The sequence below is a fragment of the Nocardia sp. NPDC005825 genome, from assembly GCF_040630175.1.
In the GTDB taxonomy this organism is placed as follows: domain Bacteria; phylum Actinomycetota; class Actinomycetes; order Mycobacteriales; family Mycobacteriaceae; genus Nocardia.
In genome coordinates, this window is the sequence record NZ_JBEXXC010000012.1 from 41820 (window position 1) to 62556 (window position 20737).

The 20737-nt window shown below is 68.2% G+C and carries 21 protein-coding genes; 13 read left to right on the forward strand and 8 right to left on the reverse strand.

What is annotated here, in order from left to right; all coding sequences use genetic code 11:
* Positions 1-417, forward strand: a complete 417-nt coding sequence (locus tag ABZ382_RS28020) for a cytochrome c oxidase subunit 4 (RefSeq protein WP_357094791.1) — start codon at positions 1-3, stop codon at positions 415-417.
* A 78-nt stretch (positions 418-495) separates the two neighbouring features.
* Here the strand turns inward: ABZ382_RS28020 and ABZ382_RS28025 are convergent, their stop codons facing one another.
* Together ABZ382_RS28025 and ABZ382_RS28030 are read right to left on the reverse strand one after the other, a co-directional pair.
* Entirely contained in the window at positions 496-1311 is an 816-nt protein-coding gene (locus ABZ382_RS28025; RefSeq protein ID WP_357094794.1) for an SDR family NAD(P)-dependent oxidoreductase, read from the reverse strand.
* Positions 1312-1433: 122 nt separating this feature from the next.
* Positions 1434-2693 (reverse strand): FAD-dependent oxidoreductase, encoded by a 1260-nt coding sequence (locus tag ABZ382_RS28030; RefSeq protein WP_357094796.1) that lies wholly within the window; start codon positions 2691-2693, stop codon positions 1434-1436.
* Positions 2694-2748: 55 nt separating this feature from the next.
* Between ABZ382_RS28030 and ABZ382_RS28035 the strand changes: the two genes are divergently transcribed.
* Positions 2749-3945 carry a hypothetical protein gene (locus tag ABZ382_RS28035; RefSeq protein ID WP_357094799.1) on the forward strand — a complete coding sequence of 399 codons (1197 nt, stop codon included), beginning with the start codon at positions 2749-2751 and terminating at the stop codon, positions 3943-3945.
* Between the two features lie 101 nt (positions 3946-4046).
* Entirely contained in the window at positions 4047-4601 is a 555-nt protein-coding gene (locus ABZ382_RS28040; protein WP_357094802.1) for an NADAR family protein, read from the forward strand.
* Here ABZ382_RS28040 and ABZ382_RS28045 read toward each other — a convergent pair.
* Entirely contained in the window at positions 4578-5417 is an 840-nt protein-coding gene (locus ABZ382_RS28045) for a M50 family metallopeptidase (RefSeq protein ID WP_357094805.1), read from the reverse strand. The two genes, ABZ382_RS28040 and ABZ382_RS28045, sit on opposite strands and share 24 nt — an antisense overlap.
* Before the next feature lie 65 nt (positions 5418-5482).
* On the opposite strand from ABZ382_RS28045, the gene ABZ382_RS28050 reads away from it, so the two are divergent.
* Positions 5483-6025, forward strand: a complete 543-nt coding sequence (locus ABZ382_RS28050) for an NUDIX hydrolase (protein ID WP_357094807.1) — start codon at positions 5483-5485, stop codon at positions 6023-6025.
* Positions 6026-6192: 167 nt separating this feature from the next.
* Positions 6193-6480, forward strand: coding sequence for a hypothetical protein (locus ABZ382_RS28055; protein WP_357094809.1), 288 nt, complete (start codon positions 6193-6195; stop codon positions 6478-6480).
* A gap of 3 nt (positions 6481-6483) precedes the next feature.
* Here ABZ382_RS28055 and ABZ382_RS28060 read toward each other — a convergent pair whose 3' ends face one another.
* On the reverse strand, positions 6484-7233 hold the full coding sequence (locus ABZ382_RS28060; protein WP_357094811.1) for an SDR family oxidoreductase: 750 nt from the start codon (positions 7231-7233) through the stop codon (positions 6484-6486).
* A gap of 84 nt (positions 7234-7317) precedes the next feature.
* Between ABZ382_RS28060 and ABZ382_RS28065 the strand changes: the two genes are divergently transcribed.
* Together ABZ382_RS28065 and ABZ382_RS28070 are read left to right on the forward strand one after the other, a co-directional pair.
* Positions 7318-8145 carry a helix-turn-helix transcriptional regulator gene (locus ABZ382_RS28065; RefSeq protein WP_357094813.1) on the forward strand — a complete coding sequence of 276 codons (828 nt, stop codon included), beginning with the start codon at positions 7318-7320 and terminating at the stop codon, positions 8143-8145.
* Between the two features lie 112 nt (positions 8146-8257).
* Complete coding sequence (locus tag ABZ382_RS28070; RefSeq protein ID WP_357094816.1) at positions 8258-9430, forward strand: FAD-dependent monooxygenase; 1173 nt, start codon at positions 8258-8260, stop codon at positions 9428-9430.
* Between the two features lie 68 nt (positions 9431-9498).
* Here ABZ382_RS28070 and ABZ382_RS28075 read toward each other — a convergent pair whose 3' ends face one another.
* Complete coding sequence (locus ABZ382_RS28075; protein WP_357094819.1) at positions 9499-10419, reverse strand: helix-turn-helix domain-containing protein; 921 nt, start codon at positions 10417-10419, stop codon at positions 9499-9501.
* Between the two features lie 335 nt (positions 10420-10754).
* On the opposite strand from ABZ382_RS28075, the gene cysD reads away from it, so the two are divergent.
* The 5 genes from cysD to ABZ382_RS28100 are packed head-to-tail and all read left to right on the forward strand — an operon-like array spanning position 10755 to position 16664.
* Positions 10755-11660, forward strand: coding sequence for a sulfate adenylyltransferase subunit CysD (gene cysD, locus ABZ382_RS28080; protein WP_357094822.1), 906 nt, complete (start codon positions 10755-10757; stop codon positions 11658-11660).
* Positions 11660-13522, forward strand: coding sequence for an adenylyl-sulfate kinase (gene cysC / locus ABZ382_RS28085; RefSeq protein ID WP_357094825.1), 1863 nt, complete (start codon positions 11660-11662; stop codon positions 13520-13522). Before cysD ends, cysC begins: the two co-directional genes overlap by 1 nt.
* Positions 13522-14718, forward strand: a complete 1197-nt coding sequence (locus tag ABZ382_RS28090; RefSeq protein WP_357094827.1) for a hypothetical protein — start codon at positions 13522-13524, stop codon at positions 14716-14718. Before cysC ends, ABZ382_RS28090 begins: the two co-directional genes overlap by 1 nt.
* Positions 14715-15512 carry an SDR family oxidoreductase gene (locus tag ABZ382_RS28095; RefSeq protein ID WP_357094830.1) on the forward strand — a complete coding sequence of 266 codons (798 nt, stop codon included), beginning with the start codon at positions 14715-14717 and terminating at the stop codon, positions 15510-15512. The genes ABZ382_RS28090 and ABZ382_RS28095 overlap by 4 nt, the downstream gene beginning before the upstream one ends.
* Positions 15513-15524: 12 nt before the next feature.
* Positions 15525-16664: a sulfotransferase gene (locus ABZ382_RS28100; protein ID WP_357095245.1), complete on the forward strand. Its 1140-nt coding sequence runs from the start codon at positions 15525-15527 to the stop codon at positions 16662-16664.
* A 66-nt stretch (positions 16665-16730) separates the two neighbouring features.
* Here ABZ382_RS28100 and ABZ382_RS28105 read toward each other — a convergent pair whose 3' ends face one another.
* The gene (locus ABZ382_RS28105; RefSeq protein ID WP_357094833.1) at positions 16731-17597 is read right to left on the reverse strand and encodes an RNA ligase family protein; all 867 of its coding nucleotides are present in this window, start codon (positions 17595-17597) and stop codon (positions 16731-16733) included.
* A gap of 37 nt (positions 17598-17634) precedes the next feature.
* On the opposite strand from ABZ382_RS28105, the gene ABZ382_RS28110 reads away from it, so the two are divergent.
* Positions 17635-18540: an ADP-ribosylglycohydrolase family protein gene (locus ABZ382_RS28110; protein ID WP_357094836.1), complete on the forward strand. Its 906-nt coding sequence runs from the start codon at positions 17635-17637 to the stop codon at positions 18538-18540.
* Between the two features lie 25 nt (positions 18541-18565).
* Here the strand turns inward: ABZ382_RS28110 and ABZ382_RS28115 are convergent, their stop codons facing one another.
* Positions 18566-19147: a hypothetical protein gene (locus ABZ382_RS28115; protein WP_357094838.1), complete on the reverse strand. Its 582-nt coding sequence runs from the start codon at positions 19145-19147 to the stop codon at positions 18566-18568.
* A gap of 312 nt (positions 19148-19459) precedes the next feature.
* Positions 19460-20638, reverse strand: a complete 1179-nt coding sequence (locus ABZ382_RS28120) for a serine hydrolase domain-containing protein (protein WP_357094841.1) — start codon at positions 20636-20638, stop codon at positions 19460-19462.
* Positions 20639-20737: the final 99 nt, after the last annotated feature.

Here is a 20737-nt window from a genome sequence, read left to right on the forward strand (position 1 = left end):
ATGAAGGTCGAAGCTCGCATCTTCGAACTGCTCACGGTCTTCTTCGTGATCGTGGCCGTGATCTACGGCTACTTCACCGGCCAGTCCCGCACCGGAGTCGAGTGGGCGGGCACCACCGCCATCGTGCTGACCGGCGGCCTGGCGCTGATCGTGGCCACCTACTTCCGCTTCGTCGCCCGTCGTCTGGACCTGCGTCCCGAGGACTACGAGGAGGCCGAGATCGTGGACGGCGCCGGCGACCTGGGCTTCTTCTCGCCCGGCTCGTTCTGGCCCATCCTGCTGGCCGCCGCGGGTTCCATCACCGCGCTGGGCCTGGCGTTCTTCCAGTTCTGGCTGATCGGCATCGGCGTCGTCTGCGTCCTGGGCGCGGTCGCCGGTCTGGTCTTCGAGTACCACCTGGGCCCGGAAAAGCACTGATCCGGAGCACAACTCGAAGCGCCCCATCCGAATCCGGATGGGGCGCTTCGCTGTTCGGGGGGAGCTGTTCGGAGGTGTTCAGATGCCGAGCGCGTGCTTGAGGCGGGTGGTGCGCGGCGCCATCGACGCCAGACCCAGCAGGGCGCGCGGGAACCGCGGTGGCAGCTGGGACGGGCGGGTGCGGATGGCGGTCTCGATCCAGCGGGCGGCCTCGGCCGGATCGATGGTCCCGTATTCGGCGTGCGCGCGAGCGCTGGCGGTGCCGGCGAAGATCGGATATTGGACCGTGGAGACGTGGATGCCGCGCGGGGAGAGCTCGGCGTCGGCGCACTGGCCGAAGGTGGTCCAGGCGGCCTGGGCGGAGGCGTAGGAGGCGAAGTTCGGGGCGGCTCCGGTCTCCGGGCTCCACGGGCCGACGTTCACCACGTGGCCGGAGCCGCCGGCGAGCATGGCGGGGAGCAGGCCCAGGGTCAGGCGCAGCGGGCCGAAGTAGTAGGCGGCCATCATGCGCTGGTAGTCGCGGAACCGGTCCAGCGATTGCAGGACCGGGCGGCGGCTGGGCCGGCCGGTGTTGTTGACCAGCACGTCGACGGTGTCGAATTCGGTGAGCAGCCATTCGACCAGCTGGTCGACATCGCCGAGGGCGGCGAGGTCGCAGCGGTACCAGTGGGCGCGGCCCCCGGATTCGATGATGGTGGCGCATTCCTCGACCAGCTGGGAGCCGTCACGGGCGACCAGGATGACCTCGGCGCCGTGAAAACCGAGTAGTCGGGCCGTTTCTCGGCCGATCTCGGAGGTGGCGTCGGTGATGACCACGCGTTTGCCCTCGAGCGGGCGCTCGCCCTCGGGATCACCGGCGGTACGGGGGCGGCGGGCAGCACGGAATTCGATCATGGGACAGGCAACCTTCATCTGAGGATTGAGCATGAACCATGCACCGATACCCCGCCGACAGTATCGATACCGCCGCGCCTCCCGGCTGCTAACCGATAGCTGGCAGTGCGGCGGAACACATTCTATTCGGTCGGGTCATAACGCCGGGCGCGTTCGGCGACACAGATCTCGTCGATTCCGGACACGATGTCCCGCAACAGTTCCGAGGGCAGCGCCGCCGGGCGCAGCCGGCAGGTGAAGGTGATGAAGCCGTGGTCCTCGTTATCGAGTTCGCGCAGGTAACGCGAGCGCACGCCGTAGGTCATGGCCGAGATCACGGTGAAGCAGCCGGTGCGCTCACGGTGCCCGGAGAACAGGTCGTGCAGGCCGTGGAACACCCGCGCGTAGTTGGACATGGGCGCGAAAAGCGAGATGCGGTAGGCCGGTCCGCGCTCCGAGGAGCTGATCACGGTGTCGGCCAGGTACTCCGCGTCGCGCAGGGTCAGCACCTTCGGAGCGAACATGAGCGCGCCGGCCGCGGCATTGCGGACCGGCATGCCGGCGCGGCCGCCCGCCGAGGCGGCGATGGCGCCCAGCGACTTCCGGGCGCGCGCGCCGACCTCACGCCGGGCGCGCAGCGACAGATTGGGGGTGGTGGGGTGCAGGCTCGACCACTGGCCGAAACGGACCGTGCCCAGCTGCACGGTGCCGGTGCCGACCGGGCGCGCGACCTTCAGCGGCGCGGTGTCGATCCAGCGGCCCACCTGCAGCATGGAGTCGCCCGGCGACTGGATCTCGCGGTAGGAGTGCTCCACCCAGGTGTCGAAGTCCAGGAAGCGGTGCGCGTCGGTGGTGAGCCAGGTGCGGTCCTTGTCCACGCCCGTCACCTCGAGGGTGAGCGCGGTGATGATGCCGGTGCGCCCGCCGCCGCCCAGGATCTTGCGGAAGCGTTCCGCGTGGTGGGTGCGCCCGCAGGTGCCGAAACGCCCGTCCTGATCGACGTATTCGAGTTCGACGACATTGTCGGAGAACATGCCGAAGCGATGCGACGCCGCCGACAGCCCGCCCACCGCCGCGAATCCGCCCGCCGTGATGTCGCGATGGTCGCCCACGATGGGCAGCCCGAGCCCGTGCGCGCCCAGGGTGCGATCGATGTCGGACAGCCGTGCCCCCGCCTGCACGCGCACAGTCCTGGCATCGGCGTCGACAACCTGCACGCGGTTCATCTTCCGCATGCTCAGGGTGGCGCCCTGCACGGGCAGTCCGAACTCCTCGTCCGGACGTTCCCCACCCCGGATGATCAGCGGTTTCGTCGAACGACGTGAATCCCGAACGGTCCGAACCACATCCGCGGTGTCGCGGGGCAGAAACTCGTCGGGGTGGGTGGAGACGGGCGTGCTCATGGCGCTACAGCTAACCACAACCGCGCGAATTGCGCTCGCGCGTAGAGTCCGGCCTATGAGTTTCCTGGGTGGGGTTTTCGGGTCGCCGCGAAATCGGTTCGGCAAGAAGATCTTGGAGCAGGTGCGGGGGTACGACGCGGTGGAGTTCGCGCAGTTCGACGCGGAGGCGTTCGAGATCGCGTGCCGGCTGACCAACGGGTACGCCGCGACGCTGCGGCTGGAGACGTTGTACCGCCGGTTCGCCGGGAAGATCAGCGCCGAGTTGTTCGAGGTCGTCGACAGCATGCTGCTGCCCTCCGACGCCCGGGAGAGCTGGGACGAGGTGTCACCGAAGCTGCGGCCGGTGGTGCGGCGGGCCGGATACGGGGCGGTGCGGGTCGCCGAGGCCGACGGCCAGGACATGGTGCTCACCCGGCCCGCGCTGCCGTATCTGTCCGAATTGGTGGTGATCGATCTGCCCAGCACCGTGCAATTCGTGACCCGGCAGGATCTTTCGCGCTGGGGCGTGGACGACGAGCAGGTGTACGCGGTCGCGCACGCCAATCTGACCGAGCTGGCCATGAGCACGCTGACCGCCTTCGATCCGGGGCAGGGGGTGCGGGTGCTGGACTTCGCCGACGACGACGGCGAGAACTACGTCGGTTCCCTACCCCTGGTGGCGGGCTGGCTGGCGGGGGTGCGGACCCGAACCGGCAGTACGCCACTGTTCTTCCTGCCCGGCCATCTGGGCATGCTGGTGGTGCTGGGGGCGACGCCGGAGGCGCTGCCGCAGCTGCTGACCCTGGCGGCCGAGCGGCACGAGGCCGCGCTGCGCCCGCTGTCGGCGGTGCCCTACACCGTCGACGGCAACGGCGACCTGATGCCGCTGCGAGTGGACGAGGACCATCCGGCCTACGCGGAGATCCGGCACGCGCAGGCGCAACTCGCGGTCGGCGCGTACCGGTCGCAGACCGAGAAGCTGCGCGCCGAGGACGATCGCGAGGGCGCGATCATGGAACTGCTGCACGTGCGCGCGCCCGACGGCAGCGAATACACCATGACCTCCTGGACCGACGGCGCCACGAATCTGCTGCCCGCCGCGGACTTCATCTGCTTCGTCACCGGCGAGGGTGACGTCTTCCGGGTGGCCTGGGACGACGTGTCCGGGCTGGTGCCACTGGAACTCGCCGGCGAGTACGACCCGCCGCGCTTCCGGGTCCACGACCATCCGCCCGCCGAGGTCATGACCCAACTGCGGGCGCTCGCTCGCTGATTCGGGCACAACGGTCCGGCCGGGCGGGATCGCGGCGGCGCGTCGCCGGTGTGGCGGGATTTCTTCACAACTGTGTCATCTGGGTCGGCTAGGGTCGCGGCGTGGACAGGGCGCAGCTGACAGCGGATATGGCGGCCGGAGCGAGACCGGAGTTCCTCTTCTTCTGGGGGCACACCCGCACCCCCGGGCACGAGGTCGGCAAGTGGGTGCTCAGCCAGTGGTGGCCCGTCGACTTCACCGTGGACGGCCAGACCTACTCCAGCGCCGAACATTTCATGATGGCCGAGAAGGCCCGTCTGTTCGGTGACGAGGACATGCGCACCCGCATCCTCGCCAGTGACACCCCCGCGGACGCGAAACGCCTGGGCCGCGCCATCTCCGGTTTCGACCAGGACACCTGGGAAGCCCACCGCTTCGACATCGTGTTGCGCGGCAGCATCGCCAAATTCGGCCAGCACGACGCGCTCCGGGACTTCCTGCTCGCTACCACCGAGAAGGTGCTGGTGGAAGCCGCACCGCGCGACACCATCTGGGGCATCGGGCTGGGCGCGGAGAATCCCGACGCCGCCGACCCGACGCTGTGGCGCGGCGAGAACCTCCTCGGCTTCGCGCTCATGGACGCCCGCGACGCGCTAGCTCCCGCCCGCCAGCTCTGACGCGGCGCCCACGCGCCGCTCGTAGAGCGCGATCACGGCCTCGACCTGCGGTGTGCGCGGGGCGTTCTCGGCCAGCCAGGCGATGCGGGTGCCGGTGAGCTCGAGCTCGGCGGCCGTGAGATCGGGTTTGGTGAGCGCGATCTCGCACAGTGCCCGGACCGTTCCGGCGGCCCGCTGGAGGGTCTCGTCGCTGGAGGCGGCGGGCTGAGGGTCGGGCGGCGGGGAGCTGCCGAAGTCGATGCGGGTCTGGTCGGATAGCGTCGGCACGGCGTCGGCCGGGACGGTTCCGAAGAGCTGCGCGCCGTCGCTGTAGCTGCCGTCGCGAGTTCGGAACGGCAGCAAGTTGCTCAGCCCGAGCATTGCCGAAAGCACCGTCAACGAAAACCCCACCGGCAGCGGCAGAGCTGCCTGCGCCCAGACCGCGGCGAAGATGCCCGCGGAGATCAGGTTCGCGAGCGGACCCGCGGCAACGGTCAGCCGCCGGCCGCGTGGGCTCGGTTGCACCGACCAGTGCACCCGTCCGCCCGGATAGAGACCCAGCCGCACCGTCACCGAACCGAATTCGAAGCGCAGACCACCGGCGCCGCGCCGCGTTCCGATGCACACGATCAGGGGATACGCGCCGAAAAGTCGTCCTACCGCCAAGTGTCCGAGTTCGTGAATCAGGACGGCCAGCATCAGCGCGCCGTAGTAGTACCAGGGGAACAGCGCCATCAGCGGATGGTCGCGCCAGTAGATCGCCGTGAACCCGGCCGATACGGCGGCCACCGCGGCTACCGCCGCACCCTCGGTCACCTGCTTGCCTCCCACACGCACGGCGGGATAGTAGCCGTGATCTCCGGACTCCGCTGATCTCGGTCCGGATGAGGGAGGATCGGGGCATGGAGACGGTGAGCGGTCGTGAGGTGTATTCGAATCGGTGGATCACGCTGCGGGAGGATGTGGTCCGGCAGGCCGATGGGGAGGAGTCGATCTACGCCTTCATCCGGAAGTCGGACTTCGCGATCGTGATTCCGTGGGACGGGGAGCGGTTCCATCTGGTGGAGCAGTTCCGGTATCCGTTGCAGCGGCGGTGCTGGGAGTTCCCGGGTGGGGCGGTGGCGGGGGAGAGCGATCTGGTCGAGGTGGCCCGGCAGGAGCTGCGGGAGGAGACCGGGTTGCGGGCGGGGACGTTGACGGTGCTGGGGAAGGTGGCTCCGGCTCCGGCCACCAGTACGCATTACGGGACGGTGGTGCTGGCGACCGAGCTGACCGAGGGGCCGCACGAGCGGGAGCCGTCGGAGATGGACATGGAGTCGGGGTGGTTCACCCGCGACGAGTTCGAGGACCTGATCCGGACGGGGGCGATCGTGGACGCGCAGACCGTTGCCGCGTATTCGCTTCTGCTGCTGCACGAGAAGACGAGCGGGCGTCCAGTCGTATAGACGGTTCATCACGTTCGAAAGCGGAAGATCCGCCGAAAGTGGATCCCGGTGGCCCTTGCGGCGTGACGCGGGCGGCGTTCAATGGTCGTCGCGGTCCACGCCGGGAAGGGCTGGGGGAATGGTCATGGATCGTCTTGGTGCACTCCGTGATACGAAGAAGTGATCCTATGTCGGTAAGAACTCCCACGGCCGTACTGGCGGCCGTGCTGGTGACGGCGCCACTGGTGACGGGTCTGGCCGCGGCCCAGGCCGCACCGCCGACCACTCCGGTGGCCGGCCCGGTCGCCGCCCGCCACGACGACCAGGGCTCGGACCGCGACGGCGGCGGCGATCAGGGCGACGCCTGGTTCATCCACCACTGCAAGCAACACCACGAATGGTGGCAGCCGCGCTGTATGCGTGATCGCAACGATATGTGGCACCGCGGCGACCCGCCGTCGACGGGCAGCTGGTAGCGCTCACCAGGCGAGCCGCGCGTACTCCTCGCTACCCCACACGTGGCCCCAGAAAGTGCCGGTCGGTCCGTCGGCGGGCAGGGTCGCCAGATACACGCTGGGTTCCGCGCCTTGTTCGGGGGTGCGGAAACCGCTGTGGCCGTTTAGATCCGTGGCGGTGTAGCCGGGGTTGGCGGCGTTCACCTTGATCGGGGTGTCCTTCAGTTCCTGCGCGTAGAGGACCGTCACCATGTTCACGGTGGTCTTGGACGCGGTATAGGGGATCGCGGAGGGCATCTTCGACAGCGGGCTGTCCGGATCCGTGCGCGCGGTGAGGGAGCCGACTTCGCTGGACACGTTGACGATTCGCGCGGCCTCCGCGCGCCGCAGCAGCGGCAGTAGCGCGTTGGTGACCGCGATCAGGCCGAAGACGTTGGTGTCGTACACCTGTCGCAGGGTGGCCAGGGTGCCCGAGGACGCCGTGCCGTCGCCTTCCAGGCCGCCGGTGATGGCCGCGTTGTTGACCAGCACGTCGAGCCTGCCGAACTCGGACTCGATGCGGGTGGCGGCGCGGGCGACGGAATCCTCGTCGGCGACGTCGATCTGAATGAAGTGGGCGTCCGCGCCCTCGGCCCGCAGCTTGTCCGCGGCGGCCTGTCCGAGTCCGGGATCGCGCGCGCCGATCAGGACGGTCATGCCGCGTGCGGCCAGCTGCCGGGCGGTCTCGTAGCCGATGCCCTTGTTGGCTCCGGTGATGAATGCTGTTCTGCTCATGTGAAAAGCTTCGCGCGGCAGCGGATTCCGCGGGAGGACCGGTTTGTACCACCCTGGACGGGAATACCGGCCCACACTGGAGTCATGGCTGACCGTAGCGAGCTCGCGGCCTTTCTCAAGGCCCGGCGCAACCGGCTCACACCCACCGACGTCGGACTGCCCCTGGGGCTGAACCGTCGCGCGCCCGGCCTGCGGCGTCAGGAGGTGGCGCAGCTGGCCGGGATCTCGGTGGACTACTACATCCGCATGGAGCAGGCGCGCGGGGCGAAACCCTCGCGGCAGGTGCTGGCGGCGATCGGCCGCGCGCTCATGCTGACCGTCGACGAACGCGAATACCTGTTCCGGATCGCGGGGGAGGCGCCGCCGGTGGTGGCGGGGCCGAACAAGACGGTGCCGCAGTCGGTCCGGACCATTCTCGACGCGCTCGCCACCCCGGCCTACGTGGTGGACGCCACCTACGAGGTGCTCGCCTGGAACCGGGCCGCGACCCCGTTCGTCGGCGATCTCGACACCGTGCCCGGCCACGAGCGCAATATGATCCGCTGGATGTTCCGGGAGGCCGTCGACCACCCGCAGTGGGCCGAGGCCGACACCCGCGACTTCGCCCGCGCCCTCATCGCCGACCTGCGCGCGGCCTACGCCCGCTACCCGGGGCATCCGGCACTCGCCGCACTGGTCACCGAATTGCTGGGCACCTCACCACGTTTCGCCGACATGTGGGGCGCGCACGACGTGGAGGTGCGCCGCACCCACCGCAAACGCATCCGTCATCCGGAACTGGGTCCGCTGGATTTCCAGTGCCAGGTGCTGCACATCTCCGACACCGATCAGCGGGTGATCGTCTACTGCGCGACCCCGCACAGCCGCACGGCGGGCGTCTTCCAGTCCCTGGCCGCTGCGACCGACCGCTGAAAAGTTGCCAACAATCGTTGGCCAACAACTGTTGACATAGGGCTGACCGGGTCGTACCGTCTAATTCAACAGACGTTGGCCAACAAGTGTTGGCAGAGATTCGGGAGTTGTCATGAACGCAGTGCCCGCCACCGCCCAGGTCGTCATCGTGGGTGCCGGTCCCGCCGGCATGACCGCCGGAATCGCGCTCGCCGACGCGGGCGTGGACGTGGTGCTGCTCGATCGGCTCGCCGAAGGGGCCAACACCTCGCGGGCGGTGGTGGTGCACGCTCGCACGTTGGAGGTGCTCGAGGAGTTCGGGGTCACCGAGCGGCTGCTGGAGCAGGGGCTCGTGGTGCCGAACTTCGTCATGCGAGACGGCGACCGGACGCTGGCCCGCGTCTCCTTCACGGGGCTGCCCACCGAACACCCCTACACCGTCATGCTCGGTCAGGAATCGACCGAGGCGATCCTGCTGGCGCGGCTGGAGAAGTCGGGCGCGCAGGTGGTCCGGCACGCCGAGGTCACCGGGCTCACCCAGGACGCGGACGGCGTCACCGTCGACTTCACCGATGCCGACGGCGTCGCGAATTCCGTTCGCGCGGACTGGGTCATCGGGGCGGACGGCATGCACAGCAAGGTGCGGGAAGCGGCCGGCATCGGCTTCACCGGCGCCACCTACCCCGAATCCTTCGTGCTCGCCGACGTCCGCATGACCTGGCCGGAGCCGCGTGACGAAGTCTGCCTGCAACTCTCGCCCGAGGGTGTCACCGTCATCGCCCCGCTGCCGGACGCGCGGCCCGACCGCTTCCGCATCGTCGCCACCGTCGCCGAAGCGCCTGAGCACCAGGACCTCGCCTACGTGCAGGGCCTGGTCGACGCCCGCCGCCCGGGCGCCCACGCGAAGGTCGAGGAGATCGTCTGGAGCTCACGCTTCCGCGTCCACCACCGCGTCGCCGACCACTACCGCGCGGGCCGCATCCTGCTGGCGGGCGACGCCGCCCACGTCCACAGCCCGGCGGGTGGTCAGGGCATGAACACCGGTATCCAGGACGCGGTCGTCCTCGGCCGCCTGCTGGCCGCCGTGGTCGCGGGCGCCCCCGCCTCGCTGCTCGACGACTACGAGACGACCCGCCGCCCGGTGGCTCTCGGCGTCGTCGCCTTCACCGACCGGGTCACCCGCATGGCCACCCTCCGCGCCCGCCCCGCCCGCATGATCCGCAACCTGGTGATCAGCACCCTCGCCCGCATCCCCGCCTTCCGTCACAAGCTGGCCTTCCAGCTCTCGGAACTCGCGAATCGCTGACGTTCGCAACCTGATTCGACGGCCCGCACCGACCCGGTGCGGGCCGTCTTGCGGCGGCGGCGCGGGTGTCAGCTGCGCAGCGAGGCCGTGACGGTGTCGGCGGCGGCGATGGTGGCGGCGGCCAGGTCGCCGAGGCCCGCGGCGGAGAGATTGGTGTCGGGGCAGGCGACGATGGAGGCGATGACGGGGCCGTCGGGGGAGAAGATGGGGGCGGCTACGGACACGACGGCGTTCTGGTCGCCGAGTTCGTCGGGCAGGTAGTCGATGGTGATCAGGTCGGCGATCATGGCGCTGAGGCGGTGACGCAGAGGGTCGGTGACGGGGGAATGGCGTAGGGCGCCCAGGGCTTCCAGCATCGGGGCGGAGTCGTCGGCCAGGCGTTCGACGGAATATCCGCGGGTGGCGATGGCGTCGAGGACGGCCGCGAGGCGGTCGCGGTGGGCCGGGTCGGCGGCGGCGAGCCAGGCGGCGCGCTCGGGTTCGGGCGCCCAGGCGACGAATTCGCGGCAGACGGGCGGGGCGAACGGCATGCGGCGGGCCGGGCGGATCCAGGGGGCGGAAGGGGTGCCCAGGACCTCGGTGATGACGATCGTGTCCGGGGCGGCGTCCGGTTTGGCGGCGGCGCGGGAGCCGCTCTGGAATTCGCGTTCGGCGAGGAAGACCGGCACGCCGGCGTCGGCGGCCAGGGTGTGCATCGCGCCGAGGGCGAGGCTGCGGACCGGGAAGGCGGTGTCGGCGCGGCGGGCCACGGCGAGCAGGCCCAGGCCGAGGCTGTAGTTGCCCTCGGGGTCGCGGACGGTCCAGGCGTCGGCGCACAGCTGGGTGAGCACGGCGTGCGCGGTGGCGCGTGACATGCCGGTGGCGCGGACGATGGCCGCCAGGGACAGGCGCTCGCCGGAATGCCGGGACAGCAGTTCGATCGCCTGCACGACGCGGTGGGTCGGGGGTGACACGCAGGGTTCGGTCACCGTCGCGGGGGTGGAAGCCACTGGAGCGGTGGTGGATTCAGGCAACTCGATTCCTGCAGGTGTCGGTCCCGCGGTGCGGGAGGGGCGCGCGGAAATCGTATCGGTCGGTGTATCGGTCATGTACAGCGGCGACCCCGGCCGGGCCGGTCCAGGCGGTGGCGCGGGCCGAGTCCGGTAGTGGCGTCGGCCGATTCCGGTGATGACGGTGCGCGCCAATTCGGGCGCGGGTATTGACCGTCGCCCGGTACCGACTTATCGTCGGTGTCACATTATCGAACAATAGCGTCGAATATTCGACACCGCAAGGGTTGGCAAGAACCCGACCGGTTCGACAGACGCGGCGAATGGGACGAGAGATGCGCACGGGATATGAGCTGTCGCACCTGAACGCCTTGGAGGCGGAATCGGTGCACATCATTCGGGAGGTGGCGGCCACCTTCGAGCGGCCGGTGCTGTTGTTCTCCGGTGGCAAGGACTCGGCGGTCATGCTGGAACTGGCGCGGCGGGCGTTCTGGCCCGCGCCGCTGCCGTTCGCCCTGCTGCACATCGACACCGGGCGCAATTTCGACGAGGTCATCGACTTCCGGGATCGCACGGCGGCGCGACTGGGCGCCCAGCTGCTGGTCGGCAAGGTGCAGGACGATATCGACGCGGGCCGGGTCACCGAGCGGCCGGGCGAGACCCGCAACCGGCTGCAGACCGCCACCCTGCTGCGCAGCATCCGCGAGCACCGCTTCGACGCGGTCTTCGGCGGGGCGCGGCGCGACGAGGAGAAGGCGCGCGCCAAGGAGCGGGTGTTCAGCTTCCGCGACGAGTACGGCGCGTGGGATCCGCGCGCGCAGCGGCCGGAGGTGTGGAACCTCTACAACGGGCGGCATCGGAAGGGCGAGCACATTCGCGTGTTCCCGCTGTCCAACTGGACCGAGCTCGACATCTGGGAGTACATCGACCAGGCCGAGGTGGAACTGCCGTCGCTGTACTACGCGCACCGCCGCACCGTGGTCGAGCGCGATGGAATGCTGCTGGCGGAGAACCGATTCCTGGAATTCGGCGCGGACGAGCGGCGATTCGAGGCGACCGTCCGGTTCCGCACCCTCGGTGACGCGGACTGCACGGGCTGCGTGGAATCGGGCGCCTCCAACCCGGTCGAGGTGATCGCCGAGACCGCGACCACCCGCCTCACCGAGCGCGGCGCCACCCGCGCCGACGACCGGATCTCCGAGTCCGGCATGGAAGATCGCAAGCGAGAGGGCTACTTCTGATGCGCCGCAACCTGTTACGGATCGCCACCGCCGGCAGTGTGGACGACGGCAAGTCGACCCTCATCGGGCGGCTGCTGTTCGACTCCAAGAGCCTGTTCAGCGATCAGCTCGACGCCATCGAGCGCGCCAGCCTCTCGCGCGGCGGCGACGGGCCCGACCTGTCCCTGGTCACCGACGGCCTGCGCGCCGAGCGCGAGCAGGGCATCACCATCGACGTCGCCTACCGCTACTTCACCACGCCGCGACGCAAGTTCATCATCGCCGACACCCCCGGGCACGTGCAGTACACCCGGAACATGGTGACCGGCGCGTCCACCGCGGACCTGGCGCTGATCCTGGTCGACGCGCGCAAGGGCGTCTCCGAGCAGACTCGCCGCCACGCCTTCCTGTCCTCGCTGCTGGGCGTCGGGCACCTGGTGTTGTGCGTGAACAAGATGGACCTGGTCGACTGGTCCGAGCAGCGATTCGAGGAGATCCGTTCGGAATTCGCGGATTTCGCCACCAAACTCGATGTCGGCGACCTCAGCTTCGTGCCGGTGTCGGCGCTGCACGGCGACAATGTGGTGGACGCCTCCGAGCACACCGCGAGCTGGTATCCGGGGCCGCCGCTGCTGCGGCACCTGGAGGAAGTGCACGTCGCCTCCGACCGCAACCTGATCGACAACCGGTTGCCGGTGCAGTACGTGATCCGGCCGCACGGGGAGAGCCAGCGCAGTTACGCGGGCACCGTCGCGGGCGGCATCTTCAAGCCGGGCGACCAGGTCGTGGTGCTGCCGTCGGGCCGCACCAGCCACGTCAACCAGATCTGGGGTCCCGGCGGCGGCAAGGTGGACGAGGCGTTCACCGGCATGGCGGTCTCGCTCACCCTCGACGACGAAATCGATATCGGCCGTGGCGATATGCTCGCCCGGCCCGGCAACCAGCCGCACACCGATCGGGAACTCGACGCCATGGTGTGCTGGTTCTCCGACGACACCGAACTGCGCGCGGGCACCTCGTACTCGATCCGGACCGCCACCCAGACCTCCAAGGTCGAGGTGACCGACCTGGACTACCGGCTCGACGTCAACACCCTGCACCGGCAGACCGACGCGGAAGCGCTGGGGCTCAACGACATCGGGCGGCTCACGCTGAAGAGCCGGCAGGCGCTGCTGTTCGACCCCTACCGCGAGAACCGGGCCACCGGCAGCTTCATCCTCATCGACGAATCCACCAACCAGACCGTGGCCGCGGGCATGATCACCGGACGCTCCACGGGCGCGCCGAAGGTCGGGCACAAGGCCTCGAACGTGGTGTGGCACAGCTCCGCCGTGGAGCGCGGGCAGCGGCTCAGCACCGGCGCGACCGTGTGGCTGACCGGACTCTCGGGCTCCGGGAAGTCCACCATCGCAGTGGAACTGGAGCGGCAGCTCATCGCTTCCGGGCAGCCCGCCTATCTGCTCGACGGCGACAATCTGCGGCACGGGCTGAACAAGAACCTCGGCTTCACCGATGAGGACCGCCGCGAGAACATCCGCCGCGTGTCCGAGGTGGCGGCGCTGTTCGCCGACGCGGGCGTGGTCGCCATCGTCTCGCTGATCAGTCCCTTCCGCGCCGAACGCCGCGAGGCGCGGAAACTGCACGACGCCAAGCAGCTTCCGTTCCGGGAGATCTTCGTCGACACGCCCCTGGAAGAGTGCGAGCTGCGGGACCCGAAGGGCCTGTACCAGAAGGCCCGCGCCGGGGAACTGCCCGAATTCACCGGTGTCAGCTCGCCGTACGAGCGGCCGGAATTCGCCGACCTCACCATCACCCCCTCGGACGGGACGCCGGCCGAGATCGCCCATCGAATTCGAGAGACACTAGGGATCGCTGACAGCTGATGACAGACAACGACAAGGCCGAACAGCCGCTCACGGAACCGTTCCTGGCGGCCGTCGCGGAGGCCGAGAAGCTCATCGCCGGTGCGGATTTCATCCGCGACCCGCACGACCTGGCCGAAGGATACGACTATTTGCAGGCCGGCATCGCCGCGGTGCTGCAATTGTCGCGGGCGCACGGCACCTCGCACCCGTACCTGGTCACCGCGACCGGGCCCTATACCAAGATGGGCCTGGATAATCCGGACACGCTGTACTACAGCGCCAATATCGAGCCGGGTGCGGAATACCTGCTCACCGGCGTGCGCGGCAGCACCGTCGACCTGAGTTTCCAGGTCCTCAAGGGTGATTACACCGCCTCCGATGTGCCCAACGGCGACGACGCGTTCGACGACCGGCGGCTGGAGATCAATCCGGACGGTAGCTACCAGCTGCGTTTCGGGCCGCCCAAGGAGAATCCGGAGCCGAACTACTTCGTGCTCGCCGAGGGCGCGTCCATGCTGGCCGTGCGCGAGGTGTACAGCGACTGGAACACGGAGCGCAAGGGCACCATTCGCATCGAGCGGGTCGACACCATCGGCACCGCGCCGGTCGAAGCGGGTGTGGAACAGCTGCGCAAGCGGTACCGGGCGGCCGGGCGCATGCTGCTGACCCGCGTGCACACCTGGTTCAACTTCCCGAAGTGGTTCTACCTGAACCTGCCGGTCAACACGTTGACCGAACCGCGGCTCACCCCGGGCGGGCTCAGCACCCAGTACTCCTCGGTCGGGCACTTCGAGCTCGAGGACGACCAGGCGCTCATCATCACCGTGCCGAAATCCGATGCGCCGTACCAGGGATTCCAGCTGGGCAGCCGCTGGTACATCTCCCTCGACTACGTCAACCACCAGACCTCGCTGAATCACCGGCAGGCGCAGGTGGATCCGGACGGGATGATCCGCATGGTCGTGTCGGCGCGGAATCCGGGCGTCGCCAACTGGATCGAGACCACCGGGCGCAAGCTCGGCATTCTCCAGTTCCGCTGGCAGCGGGTGTCGCGGACCATGACGCCCGAGGACGGGCCGACCATCGAACTGGTGCCGTTCGACAAAGTGGCGGAACGTCTGCCGCACCATGAACTGAATCGAATCGACGAGGCCGGATGGCGTGAGCGGATCGCCGCACGCCAGCGCGCCTTCGCGGAAAGGATGCTGGGATGAGCCGTCTGAAGACCGGACTGCTGGACGGCAAGGTCGTCGTGGTCAGCGGAATCGGACCCGGTCTGGGCCGTTCCATCGCGCTGGAGGCGGCGGCCGCCGGGGCCAAGGTCGTGCTGGCCGCGCGGACGGAGTCCAAGCTGAAGGAGGTCGCGGAGGAGATCGCGGCCGAGGGCGGCGCGGAAACCCTGTGCGTGCCCACCGATATCACCGATGAGGCGACCGTCGAGAACCTCGCCAAGCAGACCCTCGAGACGTTCGGCCGGGTGGACGCGCTGGTGAACAACGCGTTCAAGGTGCCGTCGATGAAGCCGCTGGCGCGCACCGACTTCGCGCAGATCCGCGAGAGCGTGGACCTGACCGTGCTCGGCAATCTGCGCATGACGCAGGCGTTCACGCCCGGGCTGGCCGAGACCAAGGGGTCGATCGTCATGGTCAACTCCATGGTTTTGCGGCACAGTGAGCCCCGCTACGGCAGCTACAAGATCGCCAAGGCGGCGCTGCTGGCCATGTCCCAGACCCTGGCGACCGAGCTGGGGGAGAAGGGCATTCGCGTCAACAGCGTGCTGCCCGGCTACATCTGGACCGACCAGCTGAAGTGGTATTTCGCGGAGATCGCCAAGAAGTACGGCATCACCGAGGAGCAGGTCTACCAGCAGACCGCGTCCAAGTCCGACCTGAAGCGGCTGCCGCTGCCCGACGAGATCGCGCAGACCATCGTCTACCTGATGTCGCCGTTCGCGAACGCAGTCACCGGGCAGACCATCGACGTCAACTGCGGCGAATACCACGTCTGAGCAAGGAGTTTCATCACCATGACCGGACGTACCAACGTCGGCACCGTCGAGGACCTGCACGCCTCGGCCACCAAGGTCTGCGGGCTCACCGACTTCGGGTCCGACGACCATCACGAGGCGCTGGGCGTGCTGCTGGATTCGTACCAGCGCGACGCCGGGCTCACCGAGATCGGCTCCAAGATGAGCCGCTACTTCCTGCGCGGCGCGCTCGTCGCCCGCGCGCTGAGCGAAGCCAGCTGGAAGGCGAACCCCGGGTATACCGAAACCAAGGTTACCCGGCCGATTTTCGTCACCGGCCTGCCCCGCACCGGCACCACCGCCCTGCACCGCCTGCTCGCCGCCGACCCGCAGCACCAGGCCCTGGAAATGTGGCTCGCCGACTTCCCGCAGCCGCGGCCGCCCCGCGACACCTGGGCCGACAACCCCGTCTACCAGGCCGTCGACAAGGGCTTCGCCCAGCACCGGATCGAGAATCCGGAATTCATGGGCGTGCACTACATGACCGCCGCCGAGGTGGAGGAGTGCTGGCAGCTGCTGCGCCAGACGGTGAAATCCATCTCCTACGAATCGCTGGCCTATCTGCCGACGTATTCGGAGTGGCTGCGCAAGCAGGACTGGACCGACGCCTACACCCGGCACAAGCAGAACCTGCAGCTGATCGGGATGGGTGACGAACGGCGCTGGGTTCTCAAGAACCCCAGCCATTTGTTCGCCCTGGACGCGCTGATGAAGGTGTACCCCGACGCGCTGATCATCCAGACCCACCGCGACCCGGTCACCATCGTCGGCTCCTCGTGCAGTCTGTCCGAGCAGGCGACCGCAGGCTGGTCCACCACCTTCGTGGGCGAGAAGATCGGTTCGTCCCAGCTGGAACTGTGGTCGCGCGGCCTGCGTGAGTTCAATGCCGCGCGCGCCCGCTACAACCCGGATCAGTTCCTGGACATCGAATTCGACGAACTGCGCGCGGACCCCTTCGCCACCGTCGAGAAGATCTACTCGAAGTTCGGGTTGGATTACACCGACTCGGCGCGCTCCTCCATGACCGCGCTCGACGAGGAGAGCAAGTCCGGCGACCGCAAACCGGTCCACAAGTACTCGCTCGCCGACTACGGCCTCACCGAAGACCAGGTCCGAGCCGAATTCGAGCTCTGACAGTGCACTAGCCGGTGGCCGGACGCATTCCCGCGTCCGGCCACCGCCCATTTCGCCCCCCGGGCCTCAACGCCGCACGCGCAGCGTCCGCTCGTAATCCTCGAACCGCGCCTTGGCGATCACCGAACGGTCCGGGGTGCGCAGCACGATTCCCTCCGGCTTCCCGCCGCCCGCCTCGTCGAGAGCGCTGCGGGTCCGTGGCAGACGCTCGGCCAGAAACTCCCGTGCCTTCTCCAGATCACGAGGCAATTCGCCGGCATCGACGGTGAACAGCCGCGGGGTGACGTCCACTCCGTCGCGAGCGGCGACAGCCAGCAGTTCGTCCTCTGCCAGGAACGACTGACTGCCCGCTTCCCGCCACGCGGACAGTTCCGCCACCGGCCGGGCGAGCAGCGTCTCGTAATCTTCGATCACGACCACGTCGAACAGCCGGAAGCCAACCGCCTGGTGTCCGGTGTACTGCTTACTGGCCGCGGTGACCTTCCCGCCGAACAGCTCGACATAGTGAACCCGAACGCAATCGGTGACCGGTGCCAGTCGATCAGCGAACTCCCGCAGCGCGGCCACGATGCCCTGCGCGGGGTTCCCGATCAGATCACCCTTGGCGTACAGCAACTCCTCCCGGCTCCCCAACAGCCAGGTCCCGTCCGGCAAACTCACGATGCGCGCATTGCTTCCATCGATCTTCTCGGTCCCGATGACCGGCCCACCGAACTCGGTGACCACCTCGGTAAGCCGCCCCCGCTCGCCGAGCTGATGGTAGGTCTGGATCGACGGATACTTGGTGAGACTGTTGACCGCCTCCAAATTCGCCGTGCGCACATCGAAATTCATCGCGCCAGTCTCTCCAGCCCGCCCCACCTCGTCCAGCGATTTTCGGCGCCGCTGTGCGAGGCGGGGTGTGCGTCTGGCCGAGCCCGGTTGGGCGGGCATTGCACGAGCTGATCCCGGTTGGCAGTATGGGCCCGGTATGCCACAACCATTCGACACCGTTAGGGACAGCCTTGACGGCCTGTCCGTGGGCGACGCACTCGGTGCCCAATTCTTCGTGCCCGGCAGCTCGGTTCCCGACCTGCTCGCCGGACGACCGCCCGCCGGACCCTGGCCTTGGACCGACGACACCGAAATGGCCTGCTCGGTGTATTCCGAGATCCGTTCGCGAGGCAGCATCGACCATGATGCCCTCGCGACTGCTTTCGCCGACCGCTGTGAGCCCTATCGGGGCTACGGCGCCGGCACAGTCGTTGTGCTGCACCAGATCCGAGACGGGCGACCCTGGGCCGACGCTGCCGGGGACGCATTCGACGGACGTGGTTCCTGGGGCAACGGCGCGGCGATGCGTGTGGCCCCGCTCGGTGCTCACTACGCCGGGAACCCGGACCGAGCCGCCGCTGAAGCCGCGCGGTCGGCCGAGGTCACGCACCGCCATCCCGAGGCGATCCTCGGCGCCATGGCTGTGGCCGTCGCGGCCAGCCACGTCGCGGCGACCCGCGAAACCGGCTGCACACCAACCGAACTGTTCGACGCGGTTGACCCGTATCTGATCGACGGACACACCGCCGCGGGTATCCGACGAGCCCGAGAACTACTGGGACGCAGCGTCGCCGAAGCCGCCTACGAACTCGGCAACGGTGCGCGAGTCAGCGCCCAGGACACCGTTCCGTTCACCCTCTGGGCCGCGGCCACCTACCTGCTCGACTACCCGGCCGCTATCACCGCCTGCATCGAAGCGGGCGGAGACGCGGACACCACGGCCGCCATCGTCGGCGGCATAGTGGCAGCGCACACCGGTATCGGGAACCGCGGCGGCCTCAGAGGAGTACCGCAAGAATGGCTTTCCGCCAGAGAGCCTCTTCCACGATGGGTGATCCGCTGAGTCGGTCAGCGGAATGTACGGAAACCTACGTACCCTGGGCGATTTCGGGGCCGGGGACTGATTGGCCATCCGCATGTGTGTGCAGTTCAGGGGCGGGTGGGAGCGGTTCAGGTCGGGTCCACTTGATGCGCGGTGGATGTGCTGCGCCCACGTCTTCGGTGAGTTGACGCCGGAGTTCGATTGCCAACGTTTGCAAGGTTTTTGCCTCCGTCGGCGACAAGGGCTCGGCGCTCACCGTGCACGGTGCCGTGAAGTCCTTGAAGGCGATCTCGGCGAGAGCATTGCGCAGGCGCATATACAGTTCCTGCGCGGCAGGCGTCAGGAACATTCCGCCGGCACCCTCGCCGAAGTACCAGTTCCGGAACGCGTCGTTGTATACGCGCAGGTCATCGCGGGTCGGAGTAGGAATGTGCGGCGGCCAGTACCGCGGGAAGTACCCGGTCAGCTGGAAAAGCGACTGATAGCGCTCGATCCGCCTGTTCTGGATTGCTTGATCGTAGGTGTGCTCCAAGGTCAGCCGCATGTTCAACCGGGTTGTCAGATACGTGATGAAACCTCCGATCAGAGACCCAAGGATGGCCCCTACGAGACCTACGACCACGGTCATCACGGATACCTCCGCTCACTGACGGAATGATGTCGCAGTAGCATCGTCGCCCCACACGGGTCGGCCCGTGACGATTTCCGCCATCCCCGGAGGCATCCACCCACAAGGGACTTGACTTGCTCTCCTTCTGGCTCCGCCACGGTTGTCGGCGAAGGTCACGTACGGCCATGCTTGCCGGATGCCGATTTCGACGACGAAGCGTTCGCGCAGGAGGGTGGGGGCATCGTCGCGGGTCATGGCTGATTCTCGGTGATCGTGAGGTTGGTCGGGTCCACGATGTCGGACCACCGAATCGGGGAGCGCATCCGGGTCCTATCTGCTGGGCGAGCCGGCTAGCCGGTATGCCATGGAGGTGAAGCCTGCCAGGCGGAAGTCACCGGCGGCGAACAGGCGGCTGCCGAGGTGGTTGGTGACGAAGGCGATCGACAGGCCGAGGTCGGGGAACGCGAGTCCGCCTGAGCCGCCGGTGCCGTAGTGGCCCAGCCCGGGGGTGGGCATCGTGTTCAGCGGGCGGTGGTAGCCGAGCCAATGGCTCGGCGACACATTCAGGATGTAGTCGCGGCCGGCGCCGCGCGGCATTCGCGCGATATGGGCGGTGGCTTCCGGTGTGAGGAACGGGGTTCCGTCGATGACGCCGTTGTTCGCCAGAGCGGCATACATTTTCGCGAGCGCGCGGGCGGTGAACACGCCGTTCCAGCCCGGCTGGACGACATCATGCACGGCCGGGTGATTCTGCCAGCGCAGCAGGCCTTCCGGGATGCTGTCCACCAGACCGTTCAGGTGCCTGCTGTGGCGGGCTCGCGCCGCGAAGGTCTCGAAGTCGAATCCGGCGACGCGGATCGTGGGGGACAGGGGTGCGATCCGGTGCCGGTGCTCGGGTGGGACCCGGAACCAGAAGTCCTCTGTACCCAGTGGTTTCGCGAGTTCGGTCCGTACGAGGTCGGGGAAAGCGACCCCCGTGACTCGCTGGGCGAGTTCGGTGACCAGCGGTCCGAACGTGACGGTGTGGTAGCCCTGCGACCGCAGGCGGCGGGGGTCCGGGCGGGCGGATGCGAGCGCGGCGGCCATGGTGTCGTGATCGAGGAATGCGTCGCCCGTGATCAGTCCGCGGACACGGTGCAGTCCGGCCCGGTGATTCAGCAGATCGCGGACGGTGATGAATTCCTTTCCCGCAGCGGCGAACTCGGGCCAGTATTCCGCCACCGGGCGGTCGTAGTCGAGCAGTCCCCGATCGGCGAGCCGGTGAATGACGGTCGCCGCGACGCCTTTGCCCGTCGAATACGACATCGCCATCGTGTCGCGCCGCCAGGGGCGGCCGGGTTCGGCGACGCCGGTCCAGATGTCGAGCACGGGCCTGCCGTGCTGGAAGACCGCCAGCGCTCCGCCTCCGGATCGGCGAGAACGGAAGGTTCGGAAGAATTTCTCGGCCAGCGGTACGAATCGAGACTCGATCACCATCGACGTCTCACGATCGGCGTGCACCTCAATCACGGCAACAACTCCCTTGTTCGTGTCCGTGAGGCAATGGTGCACTCATGCGCCGTATCTGACAAGCCTCCTGTCAGATACGGAGTGACGGCTCGACTACCA

What these genes read in the sequence shown, in the direction of transcription:
- ABZ382_RS28050 (WP_357094807.1), top strand. Translation starts at nt 5,483, where the DNA reads ATGGAGACGGTGAGCGGTCGTGAGGTGTATTCGAATCGGTGGATCACG.
- ABZ382_RS28110 (WP_357094836.1), top strand. Translation starts at nt 17,635, where the DNA reads ATGCCACAACCATTCGACACCGTTAGGGACAGCCTTGACGGCCTGTCC.
- cysC (WP_357094825.1), top strand. Translation starts at nt 11,660, where the DNA reads ATGCGCCGCAACCTGTTACGGATCGCCACCGCCGGCAGTGTGGACGAC.
- ABZ382_RS28070 (WP_357094816.1), top strand. Translation starts at nt 8,258, where the DNA reads ATGAACGCAGTGCCCGCCACCGCCCAGGTCGTCATCGTGGGTGCCGGT.
- ABZ382_RS28105 (WP_357094833.1), bottom strand. Translation starts at nt 17,597, where the DNA reads ATGCCCGCCCAACCGGGCTCGGCCAGACGCACACCCCGCCTCGCACAG.
- ABZ382_RS28115 (WP_357094838.1), bottom strand. Translation starts at nt 19,147, where the DNA reads ATGACCGTGGTCGTAGGTCTCGTAGGGGCCATCCTTGGGTCTCTGATC.
- ABZ382_RS28055 (WP_357094809.1), top strand. Translation starts at nt 6,193, where the DNA reads ATGTCGGTAAGAACTCCCACGGCCGTACTGGCGGCCGTGCTGGTGACG.
- ABZ382_RS28090 (WP_357094827.1), top strand. Translation starts at nt 13,522, where the DNA reads ATGACAGACAACGACAAGGCCGAACAGCCGCTCACGGAACCGTTCCTG.
- ABZ382_RS28035 (WP_357094799.1), top strand. Translation starts at nt 2,749, where the DNA reads ATGAGTTTCCTGGGTGGGGTTTTCGGGTCGCCGCGAAATCGGTTCGGC.
- ABZ382_RS28095 (WP_357094830.1), top strand. Translation starts at nt 14,715, where the DNA reads ATGAGCCGTCTGAAGACCGGACTGCTGGACGGCAAGGTCGTCGTGGTC.
- cysD (WP_357094822.1), top strand. Translation starts at nt 10,755, where the DNA reads ATGCGCACGGGATATGAGCTGTCGCACCTGAACGCCTTGGAGGCGGAA.
- ABZ382_RS28065 (WP_357094813.1), top strand. Translation starts at nt 7,318, where the DNA reads ATGGCTGACCGTAGCGAGCTCGCGGCCTTTCTCAAGGCCCGGCGCAAC.
- ABZ382_RS28030 (WP_357094796.1), bottom strand. Translation starts at nt 2,693, where the DNA reads ATGAGCACGCCCGTCTCCACCCACCCCGACGAGTTTCTGCCCCGCGAC.
- ABZ382_RS28025 (WP_357094794.1), bottom strand. Translation starts at nt 1,311, where the DNA reads ATGATCGAATTCCGTGCTGCCCGCCGCCCCCGTACCGCCGGTGATCCC.
- ABZ382_RS28060 (WP_357094811.1), bottom strand. Translation starts at nt 7,233, where the DNA reads ATGAGCAGAACAGCATTCATCACCGGAGCCAACAAGGGCATCGGCTAC.
- ABZ382_RS28020 (WP_357094791.1), top strand. Translation starts at nt 1, where the DNA reads ATGAAGGTCGAAGCTCGCATCTTCGAACTGCTCACGGTCTTCTTCGTG.